The sequence below is a fragment of the Streptomyces glaucus genome (assembly GCF_039533365.1).
In the GTDB taxonomy this organism is placed as follows: Bacteria; Actinomycetota; Actinomycetes; order Streptomycetales; family Streptomycetaceae; genus Streptomyces; species Streptomyces glaucus.
The window spans coordinates 86,059-111,104 of the sequence record NZ_BAAATK010000008.1 but is presented as its reverse complement, the minus strand read 5'-3'; the positions used below and the strand labels follow the sequence as shown (position 1 = coordinate 111,104).

21 protein-coding genes are annotated in these 25,046 nt (G+C 75.8%); 8 read left to right on the top strand and 13 right to left on the bottom strand.

From position 1 onward, the window contains the following. The first annotated feature begins 263 nt into the window (after positions 1-263). The 3 genes from ABD363_RS08630 to ABD363_RS08620 are packed head-to-tail and all read left to right on the top strand — an operon-like array spanning position 264 to position 3,063. The gene (locus ABD363_RS08630; protein ID WP_344601316.1) at positions 264-1,376 is read left to right on the top strand and encodes a Gfo/Idh/MocA family protein; all 1,113 of its coding nucleotides are present in this window, start codon (positions 264-266) and stop codon (positions 1,374-1,376) included. Further along, on the top strand, positions 1,373-2,296 hold the full coding sequence (locus tag ABD363_RS08625; RefSeq protein WP_344601315.1) for a DUF6807 domain-containing protein: 924 nt from the start codon (positions 1,373-1,375) through the stop codon (positions 2,294-2,296). The genes ABD363_RS08630 and ABD363_RS08625 overlap by 4 nt, the downstream gene beginning before the upstream one ends. Further along, positions 2,290-3,063: a cupin domain-containing protein gene (locus ABD363_RS08620; protein ID WP_344601314.1), complete on the top strand. Its 774-nt coding sequence runs from the start codon at positions 2,290-2,292 to the stop codon at positions 3,061-3,063. The genes ABD363_RS08625 and ABD363_RS08620 overlap by 7 nt, the downstream gene beginning before the upstream one ends. 43 nt (positions 3,064-3,106) lie before the next feature. On the opposite strand, the gene ABD363_RS08615 is transcribed toward ABD363_RS08620, so the two are convergent. From ABD363_RS08615 to ABD363_RS08605, 3 genes are all read right to left on the bottom strand, one after another. Further along, entirely contained in the window at positions 3,107-3,766 is a 660-nt protein-coding gene (locus ABD363_RS08615) for a phosphatase PAP2 family protein (protein WP_344601312.1), read from the bottom strand. A gap of 228 nt (positions 3,767-3,994) precedes the next feature. Continuing rightward, on the bottom strand, positions 3,995-5,818 hold the full coding sequence (locus ABD363_RS08610; protein ID WP_344601310.1) for a glycoside hydrolase family 15 protein: 1,824 nt from the start codon (positions 5,816-5,818) through the stop codon (positions 3,995-3,997). 95 nt (positions 5,819-5,913) lie between these two features. Then, the gene (locus ABD363_RS08605) at positions 5,914-7,047 is read right to left on the bottom strand and encodes a methyltransferase (protein WP_344601308.1); all 1,134 of its coding nucleotides are present in this window, start codon (positions 7,045-7,047) and stop codon (positions 5,914-5,916) included. Between the two features lie 68 nt (positions 7,048-7,115). Between ABD363_RS08605 and ABD363_RS08600 the strand changes: the two genes are divergently transcribed. Together ABD363_RS08600 and ABD363_RS08595 are read left to right on the top strand one after the other, a co-directional pair. Further along, complete coding sequence (locus tag ABD363_RS08600) at positions 7,116-7,766, top strand: alpha-ketoglutarate-dependent dioxygenase AlkB family protein (RefSeq protein WP_344601306.1); 651 nt, start codon at positions 7,116-7,118, stop codon at positions 7,764-7,766. 37 nt (positions 7,767-7,803) lie between these two features. Continuing rightward, on the top strand, positions 7,804-9,042 hold the full coding sequence (locus ABD363_RS08595) for an ROK family protein (protein WP_344601304.1): 1,239 nt from the start codon (positions 7,804-7,806) through the stop codon (positions 9,040-9,042). A 398-nt stretch (positions 9,043-9,440) separates the two neighbouring features. Here the strand turns inward: ABD363_RS08595 and ABD363_RS08585 are convergent, their stop codons facing one another. The 5 genes from ABD363_RS08585 to ABD363_RS08565 all read right to left on the bottom strand — a co-directional run bounded on the left by ABD363_RS08585 (position 9,441) and on the right by ABD363_RS08565 (position 12,852). Beyond that, the gene (locus ABD363_RS08585) at positions 9,441-10,370 is read right to left on the bottom strand and encodes a phosphotriesterase family protein (RefSeq protein ID WP_344601302.1); all 930 of its coding nucleotides are present in this window, start codon (positions 10,368-10,370) and stop codon (positions 9,441-9,443) included. Then, positions 10,367-10,951, bottom strand: a complete 585-nt coding sequence (locus ABD363_RS08580; protein WP_344601300.1) for a DUF4865 family protein — start codon at positions 10,949-10,951, stop codon at positions 10,367-10,369. The genes ABD363_RS08585 and ABD363_RS08580 overlap by 4 nt, the downstream gene beginning before the upstream one ends. Positions 10,952-10,960: 9 nt before the next feature. Continuing rightward, complete coding sequence (locus ABD363_RS08575) at positions 10,961-11,548, bottom strand: TetR/AcrR family transcriptional regulator (protein ID WP_344601298.1); 588 nt, start codon at positions 11,546-11,548, stop codon at positions 10,961-10,963. Positions 11,549-11,802: 254 nt separating this feature from the next. After that, positions 11,803-12,345: an ATP-binding protein gene (locus tag ABD363_RS08570; RefSeq protein ID WP_344601296.1), complete on the bottom strand. Its 543-nt coding sequence runs from the start codon at positions 12,343-12,345 to the stop codon at positions 11,803-11,805. Positions 12,346-12,528: 183 nt separating this feature from the next. Next, positions 12,529-12,852 carry a hypothetical protein gene (locus ABD363_RS08565; protein WP_344601294.1) on the bottom strand — a complete coding sequence of 108 codons (324 nt, stop codon included), beginning with the start codon at positions 12,850-12,852 and terminating at the stop codon, positions 12,529-12,531. A gap of 400 nt (positions 12,853-13,252) precedes the next feature. On the opposite strand from ABD363_RS08565, the gene cds1 reads away from it, so the two are divergent. Continuing rightward, complete coding sequence (cds1, locus tag ABD363_RS08560; RefSeq protein WP_344601292.1) at positions 13,253-14,413, top strand: L-cysteine desulfhydrase Cds1; 1,161 nt, start codon at positions 13,253-13,255, stop codon at positions 14,411-14,413. A 262-nt stretch (positions 14,414-14,675) separates the two neighbouring features. Here cds1 and ABD363_RS08555 read toward each other — a convergent pair whose 3' ends face one another. Beyond that, positions 14,676-15,500, bottom strand: coding sequence for a DeoR/GlpR family DNA-binding transcription regulator (locus ABD363_RS08555; protein ID WP_344601291.1), 825 nt, complete (start codon positions 15,498-15,500; stop codon positions 14,676-14,678). A 325-nt stretch (positions 15,501-15,825) separates the two neighbouring features. Here ABD363_RS08555 and ABD363_RS08550 point away from each other — a divergent pair, with 325 nt between their 5' ends. Continuing rightward, positions 15,826-18,210, top strand: coding sequence for a hypothetical protein (locus tag ABD363_RS08550; RefSeq protein ID WP_344601290.1), 2,385 nt, complete (start codon positions 15,826-15,828; stop codon positions 18,208-18,210). On the opposite strand, the gene ABD363_RS08545 is transcribed toward ABD363_RS08550, so the two are convergent. From ABD363_RS08545 to ABD363_RS08535, 3 genes are all read right to left on the bottom strand, one after another. Next, positions 18,180-20,618 carry a right-handed parallel beta-helix repeat-containing protein gene (locus tag ABD363_RS08545; protein WP_344601288.1) on the bottom strand — a complete coding sequence of 813 codons (2,439 nt, stop codon included), beginning with the start codon at positions 20,616-20,618 and terminating at the stop codon, positions 18,180-18,182. The genes ABD363_RS08550 and ABD363_RS08545 overlap by 31 nt on opposite strands. A 294-nt stretch (positions 20,619-20,912) precedes the next feature. Continuing rightward, positions 20,913-21,740, bottom strand: a complete 828-nt coding sequence (locus ABD363_RS08540; protein WP_344601286.1) for an MOSC domain-containing protein — start codon at positions 21,738-21,740, stop codon at positions 20,913-20,915. 39 nt (positions 21,741-21,779) lie between these two features. After that, complete coding sequence (locus ABD363_RS08535; RefSeq protein WP_344601285.1) at positions 21,780-22,244, bottom strand: DUF6643 family protein; 465 nt, start codon at positions 22,242-22,244, stop codon at positions 21,780-21,782. Positions 22,245-22,561: 317 nt separating this feature from the next. Between ABD363_RS08535 and ABD363_RS08530 the strand changes: the two genes are divergently transcribed. Then, positions 22,562-23,830 carry a TerD family protein gene (locus ABD363_RS08530; protein WP_344601471.1) on the top strand — a complete coding sequence of 423 codons (1,269 nt, stop codon included), beginning with the start codon at positions 22,562-22,564 and terminating at the stop codon, positions 23,828-23,830. 19 nt (positions 23,831-23,849) lie between these two features. On the opposite strand, the gene ABD363_RS08525 is transcribed toward ABD363_RS08530, so the two are convergent. Beyond that, positions 23,850-25,043 (bottom strand): glycosyltransferase, encoded by a 1,194-nt coding sequence (locus tag ABD363_RS08525; RefSeq protein ID WP_344601283.1) that lies wholly within the window; start codon positions 25,041-25,043, stop codon positions 23,850-23,852. Positions 25,044-25,046: the final 3 nt, after the last annotated feature.

Sequence of the window (25,046 nt, the reverse complement as noted above, 5' to 3'; positions counted from 1 at the left end):
GGCCGGCCGAAGGGTTGCACCGGGCCGCCGGTGATTTCCGGACGGCGGCCGCGGGCCGGGGCGCGGATCCCCGGCGTGCCGCACGCCCGGCCCGGGCGGGTGCCGCGCGGGTGCCGGGCCGGATCGCCGGCCGGCCCCGAGGGCCCCGGCGTCCCGGAATCGCCGCCGGGGGGTTGTTCCGGCCATCGCCGGGCACCTAGGGTCACCTCCGGATGCAAGCGCTTTCTACACTTGATGTCCGCCGGACGTCCGAGGAGGACCGCATGTCCCCGCTCCCCGCCCGCCGCGTCGCCGTCGTCGGCACCGGCGCCATCGTCAGCGGCAGCCACCTGTCCGCGCTCAGAGCCCACTCCGGCCGGGTGGAGCTGGTGGCCGCCGTCGACGTGGACCCGGGGCGGCTCGACGCCTTCCGCGAGCTGGCGGGCGGCGAGGTCGCCGGGTACACGTCGATGAGCGCGATGCTGGACGCCGTACGGCCCGACCTGGTGCTCATCGGCACGCCGCCGGCGCTGCACCGGGAGCAGACCGTCGCGGCGCTGAAGGCGGGCGCCTGGGTGCTGTGCGAGAAGCCGCTGTGCCTGTCGCTCGCCGAGTACGACGAGATCGCGGCGGCCGAGGAGGCGTCCGGGGCGTACGCGTCCGTGGTGTTCCAGCACCGCTACGGCTCCGGCGCCGTGCACGCCCGCGAGCTGATCGCGCGCGGTGAGCTGGGCGCCCCGCTGGTCGCGCACTGCCAGACCACCTGGCACCGGGACGCCGCGTACTACGCGGTGCCGTGGCGCGGGCGGTGGTCCACCGAGGGCGGCGGCCCGACGATGGGGCACGGGATCCACCAGTACGACCTGCTGCTCCACCTGCTGGGGGAGTGGACGGAGGTGCGGGCCATGGCGGCGCGCCTGGTGCACGACACCGAGAGCGAGGACGTCTCCACCGCCCTCGTGCGGTTCGCGAACGGCGCCCTCGCCACCGTCGTCAACAGCGTGCTGTCCCCGGACGAGGTGAGCCGCGTCCGGATCGACTGCGCCGACGCCACGGTCGAGCTCACCCACCTGTACGGCCACCGCAACGACGACTGGAGGTACACCCCGGCGCCGCACGTGGCCCCCGAGCGCGTCGCGGCCTGGCGCGCCCCCGCCGCCGACGTGCCCAGCTCGCACACGGCCCAGCTCGGCGCCCTGCTGGACGCGTACGACGACGGCCGCAGGCCGCCGGGCAGCGGGCCGGACGCCCGCGCCACCCTGGAGTTCGCCGCCGCCCTCTACAAGGCGGCGTTCACCGGGCGCCCCGTCCACGCGGGCGAGATCGGGCCCGGCGACCCCTTCTACCCGGCGATGCACGGCGGGCACCCCGGCTGGGCCCCCGAGGAGCGCGCATGAGCACCCTGCGGATCAGCCACGTCCACGGCGAGCACATCGCGGTGGCGGCGGGCGGGACCGAGATCCTGCGCTACGTCTACCGCCCCGACCCCGAGCCGTTCGAGTCGCGCAAGCCCTACGCCCACCCGGTGCGCACCCTCGCCGGACACACGGTGACCGGCTACCGCCCGAACGACCACCGCTGGCACAAGGGCCTGCAGATGACGGCCAGCCATCTGTCCGGGCAGAACTTCTGGGGCGGCAACTCCTACGTGCACGGCCGGGGTTACCTGGCCCTGCCCGAGCGGGTCGGCTCGATGCGGCACGACGGCTTCCCCGTGTTCGAGGCGGAGGACGACCGGCTCACCCTCGCCGAGGACCTCACCTGGGTGGAGAACGGCGGCCGGGAGTGGGCGCGCGAGGAACGCGGGATCGTGCTCCACTCGGTCGACGAGCGGGCCGGCGCCTGGGCGCTGGACTGGTCGATCCGCCTGACCAACATCCGCGACGAGCCGCTGGTGTTCGGCTCCCCGACCACCGCGGGGCGGGAGATGGCCGGCTACACCGGGCTGCAGTGGCGCGGCCCGCGGGACTTCACCGGCGGGAAGGTGTTCGCCCCGGACGGCGCCGGCGCGGAGGACCTGATGGGAAGCCAGGGGCCGTGGCTGGCGTTCACCGCCGAGCACGACGGGACCGACGGGCACTCCACGCTCGTCTTCGCGCACGCGCCCGAGAACCTCGACGCGGACGGCGCGATCCACCCGTCGCACTGGTTCGTGCGGTCCGAGCCGTTCCCGACGGTCGCGTTCTCCTGGGCGTTCTTCGAGGAGTTCGCGCTGCCGCCCGGCGAGTCCTTCGCCTACCGCTACCGGATCGTCGTCGCCGACGGCGCCTGGGACCCCTTCCGGGTGGCCGCCCACCTGGAGGGGCTGCCGTGGTGAGCGCCGCCCGGCCCGCGCCGCCGCACCCGCTGCCGGGCGCCGTCGGCCTGTCCCACCTGAGCGCCTACGACTGGGCCGCCGCCGACGGCGTGTGCGGCGGCAGCCCGCACCTGCACCTGGTGTGCGCCGAGGCGTACGTCGTCACCGGCGGCCGGGGCGCGGTGCAGACGCTGAGCCCCGACGGCTACCGGGACATCCCGCTCCGGCCGGGCTCGGTCGCCTGGTTCACGCCGGGCACCGTGCACCGCATGGTGCAGGGCGGCGGCCTGCGCGTCACCGTGCTGATGCAGAACAGCGGGCTGCCCGAGGCCGGGGACGCCGTCTTCACCTTCCCGCCCGACGTGCTCGCCGACCCGGAGCGCTACGCGGCGGCCGCCACCCTGCCGCCGGGCACGGGACCGGGGACGGAGGCCGCCGCCCGGCGCCGCCGGGACCTCGCCGTCGAGGGCTACCTCGCCCTGCGCGCGGCCCTGACGGCGGGCGACGACGGCCCCTGCCGGGAGTTCCAGCGCGCCGCCGCCCGGCTCGTCCGCGACCGGGTGCCGGCCTGGCGCGAGCTGTGGCGGGCCGGCGCGCTGGCCGCCGCCGAGCGCACCGGCGCCCAGCTCGACGCACTGGCGCAGGGCGATCCGGCGTACCTCGGCGAGGCGAGCGCGTACGCGGCGGTGCCCACCCGGCTCGGCGGTTTCGGGATGTGCGGGCGCCGTGACGAGTACGCCCTGCCGGGGACCACGCCGCCCCACCACGACGGACGACGGGGGGCTTGAGGGGCCGCCCGCGCCGGCACGGCGCGGATCCGCCGCCGGACCGTCAGCGCCTTCGGCCGACGGCTCGTCCGCCCGGCACCTCGGTCGCCGCCACCGCCGTCAGCGCGGTGGCGGCGCTCGCGATGCCCAGCACGACGCCGGCGACCACGTCGCCCGGATAGTGCACGCCGGTGTGGACGCGGGAGTACCCGACGGCGCCCGCCAGTGCCCCGAGCGGCACCGCCGCGGCGGGCAGGACCACCCCGACGGCGGTGGCGAACGCGACCGCCGACGCCGTGTGGCCGGAGGGGAACGACGCCGACGTGGGCATGGGCACGTGCCGGTCCACGGTCACCCGGGCCGCCTCCCGGTCGGGCCGGGCCCGGCGCACCAGGCGCTTGCCGAGCAGGTTGGCGGAGGCCGAGGCGACGGCGACGGCGCCGACCCCGCAGAGCGCGGCCCTGCGGGGCCGGGGGCCGCCCAGGGCGAGGGCGGCGGCGATGGACAGCGAGATCTTGGAGTGGTCGGCCGCGTGCGACAGACGCCGCAGGGCGCGGTCCAGCGTGGGGGTGGGGGTGGCGGCCACGGCCGCGTACAGGGCGCCGTCCACGGCCCGCAGATCGCGCAGTACGGCGGACAGGGCGCGCCGGGGCCCGGCCGGGGGGGACGCCTCGGCCGGGAGCGGGCCGGTGGTGTCGCCGTCGGCGTCGGTCGGTTCGGTCACGGTGCTCCTCCTCCACAGCGTTCCCGCACACCCTGCCACGAGCCGGTGCCCGGCCGGCGTCACGCGGGCGGCGCGGACGGCGTTTCGCGGGACCTGCCCGGTGAGGCGGCCGGGGCCCGCCCGCGCGACGCCGGGGACGCGCTCCGGGCGGCCCGCGCGGCACCGGGGGGACCGGCCCTCGACGTCACCGCGGGAAGCCGCCTGCGCGGCGGCCCCGGGCACCGGGCGTCAGCCGAGCGCCCGGTCCAGGTTGAACGCGGCGCTGATCAGCGCCAGATGCGTGAAGGCCTGCGGGAAGTTGCCCTGCTGCTCACCGGTGTGGCTGATCTCCTCGGCGTACAGGCCGAGGTGGTTGGCGTACGTCAGCATCTTCTCGAAGGCGAGGCGCGCCTCGTCGAGCCGGCCGGCCCGGGTCAGGGCCTCCACGTACCAGAACGAGCACAGGGAGAACGTGCCCTCGTCGCCGCGCACCCCGTCCGGGCTGGTCCGGGGGTCGTACCGGTACACCAGCGAGTCGGACACCAGGTCCTGGCCGAGGGCGTCGAGGGTGGACAGCCACTTGGGGTCGGTCGGCGCGATGAACTTCGCCAGCGGCATCATCAGCACCGCCGCGTCCAGCACGTCGCCGCCCTCGTACTGGACGAACGCCTGCCGCGCCTCGGACCAGCCGCGCCGCATGATCCGCCGGTAGACGGTGTCGCGGCACTCCTGCCACCGCGGCAGGTCCGCGGGCAGGCCACGCCGGTTGGCCAGCCGGATCGCCCGCTCGATCGCCACCCAGCACATCAGCCGCGAGTACAGGAAGTCCCGGCGGCCGCCGCGGGTCTCCCAGATGCCCTCGTCGGGCTGGTCCCAGTGCTCGCAGACCCAGTCCACCAGCGCGCACACGTCGTCCCACTGGCCGCTGGAGATGGGCTCGGCCCACTTGTCGTAGAGGTAGATCGAGTCGATCAGCGCGCCGTAGACGTCCAGCTGGAGCTGGTCGGCGGCGGCGTTGCCGACGCGGACCGGCGCCGCTCCCCGGTACCCCTCCAGATGGCCCAGTTCCCGCTCGGCGAGGTCGGTGCGGCCGTCGATGCCGTACATGATCTGCAGCGGCCCCGACGATCTGCCGTCGCCCGGACTGATGTGCCGGGTCACGAAGTCCATGAACGCCGCGGCCTCACCGGTGAAGCCCAGCCGCAGCAGCGCGTACACGCAGAACGCCGCGTCGCGCACCCACACGTACCGGTAGTCCCAGTTGCGTTCGCCGCCGGCCCGTTCGGGCAGGCTCGTCGTCGGGGCCGCGACGATCGCCCCGGTGGGCGCGTAGGTGAGCAGCTTGAGCGTGAGGGCGGAACGGTGCACGTGCTCCCGCCACCGGCCGCGGTAGCGCGAGGCGGACAGCCAGCGCCGCCAGTACGCCACCGTCGCCGCGAACTGCTCCTCCGCCTCGGCCCGCGCGCACCGGCGCGGCGCCACGGCGCCGCCGACCTGGTCCAGCGCGAACACCGCCGACTCGCTCTGGGCGAGCTTGAAGTCCGCCCGCGCGTCCGGGCCGTCGGCCTCCAGCGGCACGGTCGCCGTCAGCGCCAGGGCCGGTCCGGCGGACTCGAACACCGCCGTGTCACCGGTCAGGCGGACCGTGTGCGGACGGGTGCCGTAGTCGAACCGCGGCGCCACCCGCGCCCGGAACGGCAGGGAGCCGCGCACGCACAGCACCCGCCGGATCAGCCGGTGCCGCTCGGCCTCCACCGGCCCGCCGCCGACCGGCATGAAGTCCTGCACCTCGCCGACCCCCTCCTCGGTGAAGAACCGGGTGATCAGGACGTTGGTGTCGGGGAAGTAGAACTGCTTCGTCCGCGCCGGCCCGGCCACCGCGAGCTCGAAGCGGCCGCCGCGCTCGGCGTCCAGGAGCGAGGCGAAGACACTGGGCGCGTCGAAGGCCGGGCAGCAGTACCAGTCGATCGTGCCGTCGGTCCCCACCAGGGCCACACTGCGCAGGTCGCCGATCAGGCCGTGCTCGGCGATCGGCAGGTAGCGCCCCGTCCGACCGGTCGGTGTTCCGTCCATCGGGGCCTCCCCTGCCGGCTCGCGCCTCAACCCCAGCTTAGGACCCCTCCGACGGGTCCCCGCGGCCTCGCGCCCGCCTGCGGACGACGGGCCGGCTACTCCTTCACGGCTCTGAGCACCACGAACTTCGGATCGCTGGCGACCAGCCGGCTGTTCCCGAACAGCCGCCGCAGCTTCACGTGGTATCCCAGGTGCCGGTTGCCGACCACCCACAGCTCGCCGCCCGGCCGCAGGGCGCGCCGCGCGCCGGTGAACATCCGCCACGCGGTCGCGTCGGTCGTCGCCTGATGCGAGTGGAACGGCGGATTGGTGAGCACGACGTCGACGCTGCCGGCCGGCACCCCCGCCAGCCCGTCCCCGACCCGGAACTCGGCGTGCCCCGGCGCCGCGTTCGCCTTCCACGTCGCCTCCGCCGAGGCCACCGCCTGGAACGACTCGTCCACGAACAGCACCTCGGCCCCCGGGTCGGCCAGCGCCACCGCCGTCCCCACGACTCCGTTGCCGCACCCCAGGTCCACCACCCGCCGGCCGGCCAGGCCGGCGGGCAGGTGCCGCAGGAAGAACCGGGTGCCGATGTCCAGCCGGTCGGCGCAGAAGACGCCCGCGTGGTTGACGACCGTGCGCCCCGAGACCGGGCCGATGCCGTCGGGGAGCGGATAGGCGTACGGCCACGGGTTGGCGGGCCGCTCCAGGGACGGCTCCGGGGCGCACAGGACGAGGCGGGCCTTCTTCTCGGCGAGCGACGTCCGGGTGGGGCCGAGGATCCGCTCGAACAGCCGCAGCGTCGAGGTGTGGATCTCCTTCACCATGCCGGTGCCGACCACGACCGTGCCCGCGTGCACCCCGGGCGCCAGCCGCAGCAGCTGGTCCTCCAGCAGCGCCAGGCTCTTCGGCACCCGCACCAGCAGGACGTCGATCCGGCCGGGCGGCGGGTCCTGCGTGGTGAGCAACCGCACCGTGCCGGGCTCGACGCCGTTGCGGGCGAGGTTCGCCCGGGTCGCCTCCTGGGCCAGGAAGGAGTCGGTGATCTGCACCGGCCGGTGCGCGGCGAGCGCGGTGGCCAGCGCGCCCCAGCGGTCCCCGACGACCACGACCGTGCCCGACAGGGGGATCTCCCGCTCCGCGAGGTGCCGCAGAAGGTACGTGTCGGAGGCGTCCCAGGCCCGCAGCCGCTCGCGCGGGTCCTCGGGGAAACGGGCCAGCGCCAGCTCGCCCCACGGTGTCGTCATACGGTCGCTCATCGTGCGTCAAGGCTAGCCGAGCCGCAGGTCGGCGCGGGCCGGGCAGGATGGGAGCCATGGACGCCGAGCTGTTCCCCCGAACCCGGACGCAGGTCGCGCCCGGCGCCGTGCACCTGCCGGACTGGCTGGACGCCGCCGGCCAGTCCGGGCTGCTGGCGGCCTGCCGGGAGTGGGCGCGCCCGCCGGCCGGGCTGCGCACGGTCCGCACCCCCGGCGGCGGCACGATGACCGCCCGGCAGGTGTGCCTGGGCCGGCACTGGTACCCGTACGGCTACGCCGCCACCGCCGTCGACGGCGACGGCGCCCCGGTGAAGCCGTTCCCCGCGTGGCTGGGCGACCTCGGCCGCCGCGCGGTGGCCGACGCGCTCGGCCCCGGGCAGGCCGCGGCGGCCGCGTACGACATCGCGCTGATCAACTTCTACGACGCGGACGCCCGCATGGGCATGCACCGCGACGCCGACGAGAACTCCCCCGCGCCGGTGGTGTCGCTGAGCCTGGGCGACACCTGCGTCTTCCGCTTCGGCAACACCGCGACCCGCGCCCGGCCCTGGACGGACGTCGAGCTGCGCAGCGGCGACCTGTTCGTCTTCGGCGGACCGTCCCGGCTCGCGTACCACGGCGTGCCGAAGGTCCACCCGGGCACCGCGCCGCCCGAGTTGGGGCTGACGGGGCGGCTGAACATCACGCTGCGGGTCGGCGGCCCGTAGGCCGCCGCCCCCCGCGGATCATGGGAGACTCGCCCTCATGAGCGGCAAGGCGGACCCCCGGCCGGCGGGGGACGGAACCACCTCGAGGACGCGGCTGGACCGGGGGCGCGGGGCGCTCGGGCCCGCGTTGGAGCTCGTGCACACCGGACGCGCCCCCACCCGGGCCGTGCTCACCGCCGAACTCGGGGTGACCCGCGCCACGGCCGGTGCGGTCGCGGCCGAACTGGAGGCGCTGGGCCTGATCCGGGTGGACGCCCGGCCCGGCGCGGCGGCCGGTTCGCAGGGCCGGCCCTCGCACCGGCTCGCGGTCGCCGAGGACGGGCCCGTGGCGCTGGCCGCGCAGATCCACGCCGACGGCTTCCGGGCGGCGCTGGTCGGCCTCGGCGGCCGGATCGTCGCCACCGCGCCCGGCTGCGAGGTCGTCGACGCCGACCCGGCCAAGGTGCTCGGCTCCGTCGTCGAGGCGGGCGCGGAGCTGCTGCGGCGGACCGGGCGGCGCTGCGTCGGCGCGGGACTCGCCGTGCCGTCGGCGGTGGCGGAACCGGAGGGGCTGGCGCTGAACCCGCTGCACGTGGCCTGGCCGGCGGGCGCGCCCGTGCGGGAGATCTTCGCCGAGCAGGTGCGGGCCGCCGGTATCGACGGCCCCGCGTTCGCGGCCAACGACGTCAACCTCGCCGCGCTCGCCGAGCACCGGCACGGGGCGGGGCGCGGCGCCCGCGACCTGCTGTGCGTGGCCACCGGCCACCGGGGCGTCGGCGGCGCGCTGGTCCTCGACGGCCGCCTGCACACCGGCAGTTCGGGCCTCGCCCTGGAGGTCGGCCACCTCACCGTCAACCCCGAGGGCCGCGCCTGCCACTGCGGCAGCCGCGGCTGCCTGGACGTGGAGGCCGACCCGCTCGCCCTCCTCACGGCCGCGGGCCGCGAGCCGGGCCCCGAGGTGTCCCTGCTCCAGCAGGCCGACGACCTGATCCGCGGCCACTACGCCGATCCGGCCGTCCGCACCGCCGCCGAGACCCTGATCGACCGCCTCGGCCTCGGCCTCGCCGGCCTGGTGAACATCCTCAACCCGGACCGGATCATCCTCGGCGGCCTGCACCGCACCCTCCTGGAGACCGATCCGGACCGGCTGCGCGCGGTCGTCGCCGACCGCAGCCTGTGGGGCCGCAGCGGCGGCGTCCCCATCCTGGCCTGCACCCTCGACCACAACAGCCTGGTCGGCGCGGCCGAACTGGCCTGGCAGCCGGTCCTGGACGACCCCCTGGGAGCCCTCACCTGACCCCCGGGCCGCCGGGGGCGGGGCACCGCGCGTCCCCGCGCCCCGGCGACCAGCCGGCCGGACCGTTCCCCGGCACGGCGACGAACACGTTCCGCGGCCCGGTCCGGCGGACTCCTCGGCGAGCTCGGCGATCCGCCGGTACGGCGTCCGCTTCCGCTCGGGCGTGCGGCCGGAGCGCATGGTGATCGCGACGTGCACGACGCCGGCGTCGCGGCGCGCCCCGGGGCAGTCGCCGTGGCGCAGCGTGCCGTGGGCGCCGTCGCGGCCGGCCGGCACCTGGAAGCGGGTCGTCGGGCGGGATGCCGGGCGTCTCCACCAGGGCGTCGTGCACGGCCCGGCCGGGCGCGTCGAGCCGGCCGGGCCCGGCGCCGGGCGCGTCGATGCGGACGAGGGACAGGTCAGCGGTGCTCCTCGCCGGGCGGGGACCAGTCGACGGCGAAGGCACGCGCCGGGTTCTCGACGAGGACGCGCGCCACCACCTCCGTGCCGAGGGCCGCCTCCAGCCGCGGCCGCAGCCGGCGCAGCAGATACGGCATCCCCGGGCCGTCCCCGGTCGAGCGTGCCGCGGCGGTCGTGGTGTCGCCGCCGAGCAGCAGCCGGTCGGCGAAACCCGCCTCGGCGAGGGCCTGCACCGCCTCCGGCATCCGCTGGTCCGTGGCGTGATGGGCGCGGGAGGGGCCGTCGAACGCCAGGTAGCAGCCGGACTCGGCGACCCACCGGTGCACCACGGGATCGGGGCAGCGGTTGAGGTGCCCGAGCACCACCCGGTGCGGCGGCACCCCCAGCCGCCCGCACAGCAGCTCCAGCACGTCCGGCGCGCCCGTGCCCAGCTCCAGGTGGACGGCGATGGGCGCCCCCGTCGCACGGTGGGCCTCGGCCGCCGCCGTCATGGTCCACCGGGCGTGCGCGTCGAGGCCGTGGAAGCCGCCCGCGACCTTGACGAACCCCGCGCGGACCCCCGACGTGCCGATGCCGGCGGTCAGTTCGGTGACGAAGACCTCCGCGAGCCGGCCGCGCAGGGCGCCGAGCGTCTCCTCGTCGTAGTGGACGGCCTGGTGCAGCCCGGTCGCGGCCACCACGTGCACGCCGGTCTCCCGGGACAGCGGCGGCAGATCGGCGGCCCGCCGCCCCAGCCCGTACGGCGTCCACTGCACCACCGTGCCGCCGCCCAGCTCCCGGAAGGCGGCCAGTTCGGCCCGCGCCGCCGGCACGCTCCGCAGCTCCTGCCCGGGCAGCTGCGGACTGCCGAGGAACAGATGGTCGTGCGCGTCGCACACGCCCAGGTGCTCCGGCGGCACGTCGCCCAGCACCGTGCGGACCGCGCTCACCACTGACGTCCCCGGGGCAGCCGGTCCCGTTCCGGCGCCGACAGGTGCAGCACCCGGAAGACCTCCCCCTCGATCCCGGGCGCGGCGTCCTCCCAGAGCGAGAAGTGGACCAGCTCCCAGCGGCTGGTGTCCACGGCCGCCGCCGCGAGCACCGCCCCCTTCCCGGCCGCCAGCCGGCCCGTCTCGCGCACCGCGTCCGCCATCACCCCGGACAGCGGCACCCCCTCGGGCACCCGCTGCCGCCGCCGCACCGCCACCCGCGCGGCGGCGCCGACGGCGGCGCCCTCCTCGTACGCCACCCCCGTCCACTGCCGCACCGGCGGCCGGCCGAAGTCGTCGCAGATCCCCTGGAAACCGCCGCCCCAGAGGAAGGCGTTCCGGCCCGCCGCGGAGTTCCACAGGTAGAAGGGGGCGTACTGGTTGACCGGCGAGCCGGCCACGCCGCGTTCGCGTACCAGGTACGCCTTGACGCCGAGCCCGTCCCAGGCGTCGAGCAGGTGTCCCCGCGACGCGACCCGGCGGCGGATGACGTCCATGTCGTAGTCGGCGGGCAGGGTGAGTTCGTACTGCATGGCGTGCACGGGGATCCTCTACGCGGCGGGGGAGCGGGGCGGGGCGAGCAGGGAGAGCAGTCCGCGCACGCCCGTGTCGAAGGCGGCGGGCGAACCGGACGCGCGGGCGAGGACGTAGCCGCCCTGGACGGTGGCGAGGACGGCCGCCGCGATCTCCTCGCCGTCCAGCGAGGACGCGAACTGGCCCTGTTCCTTGCCCTCCTCGACGATCCCGGCGATCCGCCGCCGGATCCAGTTCAGCGTCTCCTCGACCGGCGCGCGCAGCTCGGCGCTGGCCATCACGTCCGGGTCCATCGTCAGCCGGCCGATCGGGCAGCCCCGCAGCACCTCACGCTCCCGCCGCAGATACGCCTCGATGCGCTCGTACGGCGTCCCGCCGCCGCCGAGCACCCCCTCGGCGACGGCCCGCATCTCCTCGGCCGTCCGCCGGATCGCGGCCAGCGCCAGATCGGGCTTGCCCGTGAAGTGGTGGTACATGCTGCCCTGCCCGGCGCCCGCGCGCTCCAGGATCGCCTTGGGGCTGGTGCCCACGTAGCCGCGTTCCCACAGCAGCTCCCGGGTGGACTCGATCAGTCGCTCGGAAGTGTTCACACCCACACTGTACATACTGGTAGTTACAGAAATCGACCTCCGGTGGGAGCGGGGCCGGGGCGCCCGCCCGCTCCCCGCGGGGCGCGCACCGCCGCCGGCCGCGCCACGGCCCGCGCCCCCTGCCGGAGCCGGTCCCCGAGCGTCACCGGCGGCGCACCCGGCCCGGGCGGACGGCGACGGCGCGGCGGCCCGCCCGAGGGCCGTCGCCGGGGCGGCGCACGTCCCGCGGACGACCGTCGCGGACGGGGCGGGAGAGGGTCACCGCCCGGTCAGCCGGCAACGACGGACCGGGCGGGAGCGTGGTGCGGGCTGTGCAGCTCGGCCGGTTCCCCGACCTCGGCGAACGGGTGCGCGGGCTTCTCCCCGGCCGCGCGTCGCGGCGGGCGAGCCGGGCCGGTCCGCGCGGCCGCGGGGGTGGGCAGGGTGAACCAGACGACCTTGCCCGAGTCGCCGTCCGGCAGCACGCCCCAGCTCTCGCTCAGCGCGGCCACCATGGCCAGCCCGCGCCCGCGGGTCGCCAGCGGAGCGATGTCCCCGGGGTCCTCGGCCACCGGCAGCCGCGGGTCGTGGTCGCGCACCGAGACCTTGAGCCGGTCGAGCAGCAGCTCTATCTCCACGGTGCACGTCTTGTCGGGCCGGGCGTGCAGGTGGACGTTGGTCAACAGCTCCGTCACGCCGAGCGTCGCCCGGTCGATCAGGGAATCCAGGTGCCAGTAGCGCAACTGCGCAGATACGATTCTGCGGACCTGGCCGATCCGCGACGGCAGGGCTTGGAGCTCCACCGTGCAGTGCCTGCTTGGGTGACTGATCACGGCTGCGACTCCCCGACGTGAGGTCCGGAAGAACACGGAGTACGGATCCAGCGGGGCGTCTGCGTCAAGCCTCCACCCGCTGTCGTGGCCGGCGGGCTGGTTCGCAGCGTTATCGCCGGTAGACCCAGAGTGACGTGAGACCAGCGTGACGCACGGGGTTCGGTACCGCAACTCACGGACATCTCAACCGCTGTGCCCGGCTGCCCTGCGCACGGCCTCGACGAACCGGCGCGCCGCGGGCGGGCCCGGCTCGCCCGGAGCGGGGTCGTGCTCGCCCAGGGTGAGCAGGTAGCGGTTGCCGTTGAGGTCCGCGAGGGCCCGGCCCTCGGGGGCGTACCAGGGCTGGGAGGCGCGGACCGCCTGCACCGGCGCGCTGTCGATCTCGCTGCCGTAGCTGGTGAGCAGCTCCACCCGGCCCTTGTCGATCCGGACCTGCCCGGCCCGGGTGAGCGAGCGCAGCCGCTTGTCGATCCGTACCCCCGTGGCCGTGAACTCCGGCTCCGCCATGCCGCCCTGCCCCCTTGTGCTCGTCGTGGGCCGGACCGCCCCGTCGTCCGGGGCCGGGTCCGGCGCTTCGCGTCGTGCTCGTGGTCTCGTGATCCAGTGTGCGCCCCCGTCGGGGACCTTCGTCCCGCCCGGATCGCAGTCTGCCCGCCCCCGGCGTGGAGCACCAGTCCGCACGACGCGCTCGCGACCGGCGCAACGGAGCACACGCGTGAACGCGCCCCCGGGGCCGTGCACCCCCCTTGCCCCAGGGCGCCTTCGGGGCGCTCGAAGGCATGTCCCGCAGGGTGCCTTTGAGGCGCTCAAAGAAGCGTTTATGCAGGTGAGAAGGGTGAGAGAGGTGTCTATCATCGGTGTGCCGGCCGCGCGACGCGCCGTCGGAGCGCAGCGTGAGGAGCCCGTCGTGAGCACCGACCAGCAGACCCGCACCGGTGAGACCCTGGACGTCGACCGCACCGACCCCGCCTACCGGGCATGGCTGAAAGAGGCCGTCCGCAGGGTCCAGGCCGACGCCAACCGCTCGGCCGACACACATCTGCTGCGCTTCCCGCTCCCGGAGCGGTGGGGCGTCGACCTCTACCTCAAGGACGAGTCGACCCACCCGACCGGCAGCCTCAAGCACCGGCTCGCCCGCTCGCTCTTCCTCTACGGGCTGTGCAACGGCTGGATCCGGCCGGACCGCCCGGTGATCGAGGCGTCCAGCGGCTCGACGGCCGTCTCCGAGGCGTACTTCGCGAAACTGATCGGTGTGCCCTTCGTCGCGGTGATGCCCCGCACGACCAGCGCCGAGAAGATCCGCCTGATCGAGTTCCACGGTGCGCGCTGTCACTTCGTGGACGATCCGCGCGGGGTGTACGAGGCCGCCGCCGCCCTCGCGGCCGAGACCGGCGGTCACTACATGGACCAGTTCACCTACGCCGAACGGGCCACGGACTGGCGCGGCAACAACAACATCGCCGAGTCCATCTTCCGCCAGCTCAGGCTGGAGCGGTTCCCGGAGCCCGCCTGGATCGTCGCCACGGCCGGCACCGGCGGCACCTCCGCCACCCTCGCGCGCTACGTCCGCTACCAGCAGTACGACACCCGTGTCTGCGTCGCCGACCCGGAGAACTCCTGCTTCTTCGAGGGCTGGACCACCGGCGATCCGCACGTCACCTGCGACTGCGGCTCCCGCATCGAGGGCATCGGCCGGCCCCGCATGGAGCCGAGCTTCGTGCCCGGCGCCGTCGACCGGATGATGAAGGTGCCCGACGCGGCCGCCGTCGCCGCGGTGCGGGCCCTGGAGCGGGCCATCGGCCGCAAGGCGGGCGGCTCGACCGGCACCGGGCTGTGGAGCGCGCTGAAGATCGTCTCCGAGATGGTGGCCGAGGGGCGCACAGGGAGCGTGGTGACGCTGCTGTGCGACCCCGGTGACCGGTACCTCGACAAGTACTACTCGGACACGTGGCTGGCCGCGCAGGGCCTGGACATCGGTCCCTACGCGGCGACGATCGAGTCGCTGCTGCGCACAGGCGTCTGGCCCGGCCGGCCCACCGGCCGCCCAGGCGCCGGTCCAGGCGTGTGACGGCGTCCCGGAAGGCGCGCTCCGGCCCCGCCCGGCCCGGCACGTCGTCGGCGAGCGCGCGGAAGGCCGCCCCGGGGACGGCGGGGACCGGGCGGGCGAGGACGAGCCGTGCGGGAGCGGCCCGGACGAAGCCGGGCCCCACCGGGCGCAGACGGTGACTCATGGACGGACCCCTCACGGACCCACGGCCCCGGGCCACCCTGGATGACGGACCGTCAGCCGCCGGGCCGCGCGGCCGGTCCCCGGCCCGCGGCCCCCGGGGTCAGTCCTGCCCGGCCTCCGGCTCGCCCGCCACGATCACCCGCAGATGCTCCGCGATCTCCTCGCGCGCCGCGGCCTCCAGACCGGCGTCGGTCACCAGCGTGTCGACCTGCTCCAGCTTCGCGAACGAGCTCAGCCCCACCACGCCCCACTTGGTGTGGTCGGCGACCACCACGACCCGCCGGGCCGACTGCACCAGGCGCCGGTTGGTCTCCGCCTCCGCGAGGTTCGGCGTCGACAGGCCCGCCTCGACCGATATCCCGTGCACCCCGAGGAACAGCAGGTCGAAGTGGAGCGCCGCGATCGCCTGGTCGGCCACCGGCCCCACCAGCGAGTCGGACGGGGTGCGCACCCCGCCGGTCAGCACCACCGTGGCCGCGCCCTGCCGGGGACCCGAGCTGCGCTGCGCCGCGTGGAAGACGTCGGCGACCCGCACCGAGTTGGTCACGACCGTCAGGTCCGGCACGTCGAGCAGCCGGTGCGCCAGCGCGTACGTCGTCGTCCCGCCCGACAGCGCGATCGCCGCGCCCGGCGCGACCAGCCGGGCCGCGGCCCGCGCGATGTCCTCCTTGGCGGTCGGCTCCAGACCCGACTTGGCCTCGAAGCCCGGCTCGTGCGTGCTCGCCTCGACCACCGGCACCGCGCCGCCGTGCACCTTCTCCAGCACGCCCTGCCGGGCGAGGGCGTCGAGATCGCGGCGCACCGTCATGTCCGACACGCCGAGCTTGCGGGTCAGTTCGTTGACCCGGACACCGCCCCGGCGGCGGACCTCGTCGAGGATCAGGGCGCGCCGCTGCTCCGCGAGGAGGTTCTGATTCTCGCTCACGTACGCTCCGGTCCTTTCGCCTCACAGCCGTCCGACACGCCCGGCGCACCTTCCCCGGGACCCGGCTCCGCCCGGGCGGGGGACCCCCGTCGGCGAGGGCGTTCGCTCCCGGCCCCGGTGCGCGGACGTCCCATCCTCGCACGCCCCGCCACGGGCCGCGCCACCGGCCGCCCGACGCGCACATGACACCCGTGCAACATCCCTGTCTCACTTGTCACACGGATCGGGGAGATTCGGTGCCGACAGGTGTACGCGGCCGCCGCCGGCGGAGATCCTTGTGCGCGCACCACACAGCCGACGGGGCGTCACGGGGGACGAGGAAGCAGTGGAACGAACGCAGGAACGCGCCGCGGCGGGCGGCCCGGAGGAGCCCGCCCCGGAGCACCGGGAAGCCGGGACCGCGCTGGAACTCCTGGTCCACGGCGTGGGCGGGACGACCCCGCAGGAGATGCTGAACGACCCGCGCACCGTGCGGATCACCGGCGACGACACGGCGGCCGTCTTCCGGCGCGCCGAGGACGCCGACGCCGAGCAGCGGCCCGGCGACCACCGGGGCGAACCGGTGCCCGAGGCCTACGTCTGGTGCAACCTCACCTCCGGCAACGGCTCGCGCGCCCTGTGGCTGCTGCTGCTGCCGTTCATGGTGGTCAACCTCGCCCACTGGATGCGGCCCGCCGCCCACGGCCGCCGGCGCGCGGTCCGCCTGTACGGGCTGCTGGTGCGGCTCGCCGGGCTGTCCCTGACGGTGCTGCTGGTCGCGGCCGCCTGCGAGGTCGCCCTCGACCTCACCGCCTGGCAGTGCGCGGGCACGCTCGCGTGCGCCGAGCGGCACTCCTGGCTCGGCTTCCTGTCGCCCCAGGTCTCCGGCGGCGGCTGGTGGAGCCCGCCCGGCCGCAGGCTCGCCCTCGCCGCCCTGGTGCCGGCGGCGCTCACCGGCCTGCTGTGGTACCTCTCCCTGCGCACCTGGAACGCGTACGAGTCCCAGCAGCCGATGGACCGCGGCGACGAGCCCGACGACGACACCGGCCGCACCGCACTGGGCCGGCCCGGCTTCTGGTACGGCCGCCGCCTGGTGGCCCGGCTGCGCGCCGCGCACACCGCCGCCGGGCTGCTGACGGTGGCCGCCGCGGTCGGTTCGGCGGCGGCCCGCTTCGACCGCCGGCCCGGCGGCCCGGCCGTCCTCGACACGCTGGGGTGGCTGCTGACGGCGGCGCTCGCGGCGGGCGCGGTCGCCGTGGTCGCGGTGGTCTCCCGCCGGGGCCGCAGCGAGCGGCGCCTGGACCGGGAACTCGACGAGCGGCTCGTGCGCCGGCTGCCGCTCGCCGCGCTCGGCCTGCTCCTGCTCGCGCTGGTGTACGCCGGATGGGCGCGCCCCGGCTGGGAGTCGGCCGGCCGGCTGCCGGGGGACGCCGCCTTCGGCGCGCTCGCCCTGGCGCAGGGGCTGCTCGTGGTCGCCCTCGGCGTGGTCGCCCACGCGCTGCACCGCACCCGTCCCGACCCGCGTGCCGCGATGCGGGGCCTCGGCGGACCCGCGGTCGCCCTGCTGGCCTGCGCCCTGGGCGGCGTGATGTCCGGCGGCGTCGCCCAGCGGGTGTCCGACTGGCTGGACGGCACCGGCGCGTCCCTGGACGGACCACCGGTCCTGCTGACCTGGCAGGCATCCGTGATCCCGCTGCTGCTGGCGGTGCTGCTGGTGCTGTGCGGCGTCCTGGCCCGGCGCACCGTGCGGCTGGCCCGCGCCGAACGCACCGCCGTGGAGGCCGGTCTCGAGGGAGAGCCCGGCGACCCGGGACGCACCCGCAGCATCGCCCGCGCCCGCGCGATGGCCGCGCTCACCGACCGGGGCCCCCTCCTCGTCGCCGTCACCTCCGCCACGACCCTGCTGCTGGGCACCGCGGCACTGGTGGGCGCCCTGACGACCGACGAGGTGCCGGCCGAGGCCGCCGAGGGGACGTACGCCTTCGCGCACGGCGCCGCCGAGACCGCGCAGGCACTGGGCTCCTGGCTGGTCGGCCTCGGCTTCCTGCTGTTCGTCACCTGGGGCAGGCGCGCCTACAAGGACGCCTCCGCCCGCCGCACCATCGGCATCCTGTGGGACGTCGGCACCTTCTGGCCGCGCGCCGCCCACCCCTTCGCACCGCCCTGCTACGCCGAGCGCGCGGTCCCCGACCTGACCTGGCGGATCGCGACCTGGACCCGCGCCACCGGCGGCCGGCTGGTGATCTCCGGGCACTCCCAGGGCAGCGTGCTCGCCGCCGCGGCGGCCTGGCAACTGGCGGCCCCCGACCGCAAACGCGTCGCCCTGCTGACCTACGGCTCCCCGCTGGAGCGCCTGTACGGCCGCTGGTTCCCGGCCCACTTCGGGCCGGCCGCGCTGACCTCCCTGCACCACGACGTCGACTGCTGGCGCAACCTGTACCGGCTCACCGACCCCATCGGCGGCCCGGTGCGCCTGCCCGGCGACCGCGGCCCCGAAGTGGACCGGGCACCGCTGAAGGACCCGCTGGCGTACGGCCGTACCGAGCGCCTTCCGCTGCCCGCGCCGATCCTGGGCCACTCCGACTACCAGGCGGACCCGGCGTTCGCCGAGGAGCGGCAGCGGCTGCTGGCCCGGCTGCGCCCCGGCGTGCCCGCCCCGCGCCGCACCGGGCAGCGGTCCGAGGCGGACGCCGACGGCGCTCAGGGCAGTTCGGGCAGGTCCTCGGCGTAGAGCAGGGTCAGGTCGTCCGTGCTGGGGTCGTCCAGCTGGGCGACCCGGCTCGCGTGCCGCTCCACCATCGCCTCGAAGGTCTGCCGCGCGGTGCGGCCGTTGCCGAACGCGGGGCCCTTGGGGATCGCCGCGAAGTACTCCAGCAGCGCCCGGTCCGCGCCCGGCGCGAGCCGGTACTCGTGCTCCTCCGCCTGCTGCTGCACGATCCGCAGCAGTTCCTCGGGGCCGTAGTCGCCGAAGGTGATGGTCCGTGAGAAGCGGGAGGCGACACCCGGGTTGACCGAAAGGAACCGTTCCATCTCCGCCGTGTAGCCCGCGACGATCACCACGACCGCGTCCCGGTGATCCTCCATCAGCTTCACCAGCGTGTCGATGGCCTCCTTGCCGAAGTCGCGGCCCGCGTCCTCGGGCGACAGCGCGTACGCCTCGTCGATGAACAGCACCCCGCCGCGCGCCTTCTCGAACGCCTCCTGGGTGCGGATCGCGGTGGAGCCGATGTGCTCGCCGACCAGGTCGACGCGGGACACCTCCACCAGGTGGCCCTTCTCCAGCACGCCGAGGGAGGCGAGGATCTCGCCGTAGAGGCGGGCGACCGTGGTCTTGCCGGTGCCGGGGGAGCCCGTGAAGACCAGGTGGCGCTTGACGGAGGCCGCCTTCAGACCCGCCCGCTGCCGGCGCCGGCCCACCTCGATCATGTCGGTCAGGGCGCGCACCTCGCGCTTGACGCTCTCCAGGCCCACCAGCGCGTCGAGTTCACCCAGCACGTCCTGCGGCGTCCGCACCGGCTTCTCCGGCTCGGCGGGCGTGAGCAGCGGCTCCTGCTCGGTGCTGCGCTGCCCGGGGATCACCCCCAGCAGCCCCGGCGACCGGTTCACCGTCTGCACGGCCGTCTCGCGCGCCGCGGGCGGCCTGAGGCCGCCGCTCTCGTCGCTGGTGCAGTCCTCCACGAGCGGACCCGCGTCCGGGCTCGCGTCCGGCCCGCCGTCCGCGAACTCGTACCCGCCGCGCGCGCACCGCTCGGTCCGGCACTTGCGCAGCGTGGTGCGGCAGCCGTCGATCACGTGGAAGCCGTAGCCGCCGCTGCCGGTCACCCGGCAGTGCAGGAAGCTGCCGCGGCCGCCCGCCGAGACGTAGAAGCCGGCTTCCGCGGGGGAGTCGACCGTGCAGCGCTCGACGGTGGGGTCGGCGCCCTTGGTGACGATCACGCCGGTCTGCGTGCCGTCCAGGGTGCAGTTGTTCAGGGTGCCGCCGCTGCCGTGGTCGCGGAACCAGGCGCCGGTCGCCGCGTCCCGGATGCGGCAGTCGTCGAGCTGCGCGGTGGCGCCGTCGCTCACCGACACGGCCGTGTTGCGCACCTGCGACAGATCGCTGTCGACGACGTCCGCGCGGGAACCGCGGTCGAGGACGAACAGGGCGTCCGGCACGTCGTGCACCCGGCAGGAGTCGAGGACCGCGGTCGCGCCGTCGCTGACCCACACGGCGGGGTAGTCGCCGGTGCTGTCGAAGATCTCGCACTGGTTGGCGTCCACCCGCGTGCCCGGGTCCCACACCGACAGGCCGTTGCGGCCGAACTGCCGCACGCTGGTGCGGGTCAGCGTCAGCACCGAACGGGAGCGCAGGTCGACCGCGTTCTCCGGGATGTCGTGGATACGGCAGTCGGCGAGGGTGAGCACGGCGTCCGTGTCGAGCGTGACGCCGTCGGCGGTGGTGCGGTGCACGTCGCAGTCGGTGAGGTGCGCGGTGGCCCGGCCGGTGACCTGGACGCCGCTGCCCCGCACCTCGTACACCTCGCACCCCACGGCCTCCAGCGCGGAGTTCTCGCCCGTCGCCGTCAGGCCCGAGCCCGAGGCGTGGTGCACGCGGCAGCGCTCCAGCCGGGGGTGGGCGCCGCCGCGCACCGCGACGCCCGCCTGGCCGGCGGCGACGACCTCGCAGTCCTCGAACACCCCGCCCCCGCCGTCCAGGACGGCGATGCCGATGCCGCCCGCGTTGTCGACGGTGCAGCGCCGCACGGTCGGCCGGGCGCTGCCGCGCACCTCGATCCCGGTGGCGGAGCGCGTCACGACGCGGACGTCCGTCAGCTCCGGCGTCCCCTCCTCGACGAGCACGGCCGGCGCGGCGGCGTCCTGGCCCTCCACGTGCAGGTCGTGGACCACCGCCGAGGCGCGCACCGTCAGCGGCACCCCGTCCACGGGCGCGATGCGCACCGAGCCGGGGGAGCCCTCGGGGCCGCGTAGGGTCACCGCCCGCTGGACGACCAGGTTCTCCCGGTAGGTGCCGGGGGCGATGGTGAGCACGTCACCGTCGGCCGCGGCCTCCAGAGCGGCGGCGAGCGATGCGTACTCACCCGTGCGGCGCCGCCACCGCGACGTGCCGGTGTGCGTCACCTGGACCGTGCCCTGTGCCATGGCGTTGCTGTGCCCCCACCTCGTCGTACTGCGCGAGTTGTCGCCGATCGGTTCGGCCGGTCCACCGTAGCGTGCGCACGGGCGGCGGGTTGACCGGAGGCGGCAGGTCGCCGGCTGCCGGTGCCCGTCCTGCCCCGGTCCGGTCCCGCGCGGTCCCGCGCCCGGTCCCCGCGGGCGTACCCGCGGCGGACCGTGCGCCGGACGATCAGCCGCCGGACGGCCTCGACGCAGCCGGCGGCGGGGCCCGGCGCCGGCTGTGTCGAGGACGGCGTGCCTCGCCGCCTCGCCGGGCGGCTACGGGAGGACCGTGACCGGGTCGCCGACCCGGATTGTGCCGCGGGAGCAGGGCACCAGGTTCAGCCCGAAGACCAGCGCGCCGTCCAGGCGGCGGTGCAGCCCGAGGGTGTGCAGGGGCTCCCGGCCGCGTTCGGCGGTGCCCTGGTCGGTCGTGGTCACCACGCACCGCCCGCACCTCTTGGCGACGCGGAAGGCGACCTCGCCGATGGTGACGCGGGACCAGCCGTCCTCGGCCCACGCCGCGGTGCCCGCCACGACGACGCCGGGCCGGAAGCGGTTCATGGGCACCGGGCCCTCGTCCGCGTGCCTCCCTTGCGCGATCAGGGAGTTGAGGGCGTCGAGGGAGGCGGTCGTGGTGAGCAGCAGCGGGTAGCCGTCGGCGAAGGAGACGGTCTCGCCCGGCAGCGCGTACTGCGGGTCGACGGGCCGCCGCACGGCCGGGTCGTCCAGGTGCACGAGCCGCACGCCTGTCCCGAGACAGGCGCTGCACCAGGCGTGCGCGGCGGCGTCCTCGGCGGGCACCGCCTCGATCCTGTCGCGGAAGATCTCCACCGGCACCGTGCCGGCCGGCCGGGGAACCGGCACCGTCAGCGGCCGCATGCCGGGAGCGGACAGCCGCACGCCGCCGCCGGGCAGGGGCTCGGCGGCGGCCAGGGCGAGGCGCGGCTGCCGGCGTTGCGTGACGACCCTTCCCCCGTCGTCGATCAGCGCCCAGCGCCGGTCTCCGGCCAGTCCCCAGGGCTCCACGGCGCACTCCCGGAGCGCCGGGCCCCGCAGCGCCTTGACCGGATGGACGTGGATCGACCGCAGTCGCGCGTTCCCCATGGGGTCATCGTGTCAGGCGGCACGACGACCCGGAGCGGCTCAGTAGCCGCGGTACTGCTGCTGGTTGCCGTACGGATCCTGGTACGGCGCCGGAGCCGGCCGGGGAGCCGCGGGGCGCATCGCCTCGTAGCCCGCGGGGGCGGCGGCGTAACCCGCGGGGGCGGCGGCGGGCGGACGCGGCTGCTGCGGCTGCTGCGGGCCGGGGTAGCCGCGCGGAGCCGTCGCCTGCTGCGGGATGTAGGCGGCGGGCGCCTGCTGCGGCGGCGCGGGCTGCGGAGCCTGCTGCGGATAGCCGTAGGAGGGCTGGGCCGGGGCCGCCGGGAGGGCGGGCAGTGCCGACGGGAGCGCGGGCAGCTGGCTGCTCGGCGTGTCGTACGGCGCGGGGACCCGGATCGGGGCGATCTGCGGGGTGCCCCGCTCGGCCACGAGCGAGTCGTAGATCGGGGTGTCCGGGAAGGAGGCGGAGTAGTAGCCGCCACCATAGGTGGAGCGGGGGGAGGTCATGGCACATAAGTTAAGCCCACGATGTGCTGGTTGGGGAGACCGATAAGAGGGTTGTTTTCCGTGTCCGTGATGACGTGGAACCCCCAATGTGAGCGAATTCGGTGAAAAGGGACGACACGCAGATCAGTTGTCGTGTAAAGGCCGAGTTCCGGGCGGGTTACCGGCGGTCGGCCGGGGATGTTCCGGCGCGTTCGCGCGTTCCCCGTGGGAGTCCGCCGCCGCGGGCACCGGGCTGTCCGCGGGTACGTGCCGGGCGACTGGAGCGCCGGGCTGCCGGATGGCCCGGCGCGGTGACACGCGAGGGGGCGGTCATGTCGATGCCGAAAGGATCGAACACGCCGGTGCCGGCTACGGCACTGCGGGTGGAACTGGGCTGGCGGACCGGCCCGGGGGTGCCCGACGCGGACGCCTCCGCCCTGCTGCTGACGGGCGGAAGGGTCCGCTCCGACGGGGACTTCGTCTTCTGCGACCAGCCGGTGCACCCCTCCGGCGCGGTCCGGCACGAGGGCAAGCGCACGGCGGACGGCCGGGTGACCGACAGCCTCCTCGTGGACCTCGCGCGCGTGGAGCCGGCGGTCGGGACCGTGATCCTCGCCGCCTCCGCGGACGGCGGGGCGTTCGGACAGGTCCCGGAGCTGTACATCGAGGTCCGGGACGCGGCCCGGGGCACGGTGGCGGCCCGCTTCGACAACCCGGGCGCGACCGTGGAGACCGCCTTCGTGCTGGGCGAGTTCTACCGCCGGCAGGGCGCCTGGAGGTTCCGCGCCGTCGGCCAGGGCTACGACAGCGGCCTGGAGGGCCTGGCCACGGACTACGGCATCACGGTGGACGGACCCCGGCACGCCGCCCCGGCCGCGGGGCCGCCCTCGCCCGCGGCGGCCCCGCCCCCGCGGGCCACACCGCCGGCGCCTCCGGCGACGCCGCCGGCCGCACCGCCCCCGCAACCGGTCCGCCTCACCAAGGTGACGCTCACCAAGGCGGCCCCGTCGGTCTCGCTGACCGGGCAGGGCGGCACCGCGGGCGCCCTGCGGGTGAACCTCGACTGGCAGGCGCGCAGGCAGTTCCCGGGCTGGGCCGCCAAGCTGGGCCGCTCGGCCGCGCCGCACAGCGACCTCGATCTCGACCTGTGCGCCCTGTACGAACTGACGGACGGCAGCAAGGGGGTCGTCCAGGCCCTCGGCAACGCCTTCGGGGCACTGCACCACCCCCCGTACATCCACCTGGACGGCGACGACCGCACCGGTGCCGTGGCGACCGGTGAGAACCTCACCGTCAACCTGGACCACCGGCAGGCGTTCCGGCGCATCCTCGTCTTCGTCACCCTCTACGAGGGCGCCCGCTCCTTCGCCGGCCTGCACGCCACGGTCACCCTCCGGCCGCAGTACGGTGCCCCGATCGAGTTCTCGCTCGACGAGTGCACCGTCCCCTCGACGGTGTGCGCCCTCGCGCTGATCACCAGCACCGGCACCGACCTGGTGGTCCGGCGCGAGGCCCGCTACCTGGTGCCCGAGCGCGGCGTCAGCCCGCAGCGGACCGTCGACCGCGCCTACGGCTGGGGCATGACCTGGACGCCCGGCCGCAAGTGACCCCCGCCGGGGCGGACGGTCAGCTCTCGTCGGGCACGGCGCCCGGACGCGCGTAGGTGCGGCCCTTCCAGGCCGCACCGCGCCCCCGGTGGTGCCGCACGGCGGAGTCGACCGTCATCAGGAGGTACAGCAGCGCCGTGAACGGCAGCAGGAGGGCGAGCCACGGCGGCTGCCGGTAGTGGCGCAGCATCGGCAGGTACGTCCCCGCCATCACCAGCCACGCCAGGCCGCCCATGGCCGCGGCCGCCGCGCCGCCCGTGACGACGCCCGCGCACACCGCCAGCGGCGGCACCAGGTACACCAGCGCGAGCCCCGCGACCGTCCCGGCCAGCACCACGGGGCTGTGCCGCAGCTGCGCGTACGCGCTGCGGGAGACCATCCGCCACAGGTCGCGCAGCCGGGGACAGGGCCGCAGGCTGTCCACCCGGTCCGCCAGTCCCAGCCAGATACGGCCGCCGCCGTCCTTGACGGCGCGGGCGAGCGCCACGTCGTCGATGACGGCGCCCCGGACGGCGTCCGGGATCCGCGCCCGCTCGGCCGCCGCCGCGCGCAGCAGCACGCAGCCGCCCGCGGCGGCCGCCGTCCGCGCCGTCTCCCTGGCGATCAGGCGGAACGGGTACAGCTGCGCGAAGAAGTAGACGAAGGCCGGCACGAGGAGCCGCTCCCACCCGCTCCGCGTCCGCAGCCGGGCCATCTGCGAGACGAGGTCGAAACCCCCGGTGCGGGCCGCGGCCACCAGCTGCCGCAGGCTGTCCGGGGCGTGGGCGATGTCGGCGTCCGTCAGCAGCAGGTACTCGGGGGACCGCGCGCGGGCCAGGGCGATGCCGCGGCGCACGGCCCAGAGCTTGCCGGTCCAGCCCGCCGGCGGCTCGCCGGGCGAGTCCACGGTGAGGGGCAGCCCGCCGTGGCGCCGCGCCAGCTCGCGCGCCAGCCGTCCGGTCCCGTCCGAGCTGCCGTCGTCGATCAGGAAGACCTCCGCCCGCCCCGGGTAGTCCTGCGCGAGCAGCGTCGGCAGGGTCCGGGGCAGGACGGCCGCCTCGTCACGGGCCGGGACCACGACGCACACCGGTGGCCAGCCGTCGGGTTCCCGCCGCGGCGGCAGCCCGACGTCCGTGCGCCAGAACATGCCCCGGCACAGCAGCAGCCACAGCCAGGAGGCGAGTGATACGGCGGCGGTCCACCCAACGGCGCTCACGTGCGCAGTCTGCCCCACGGG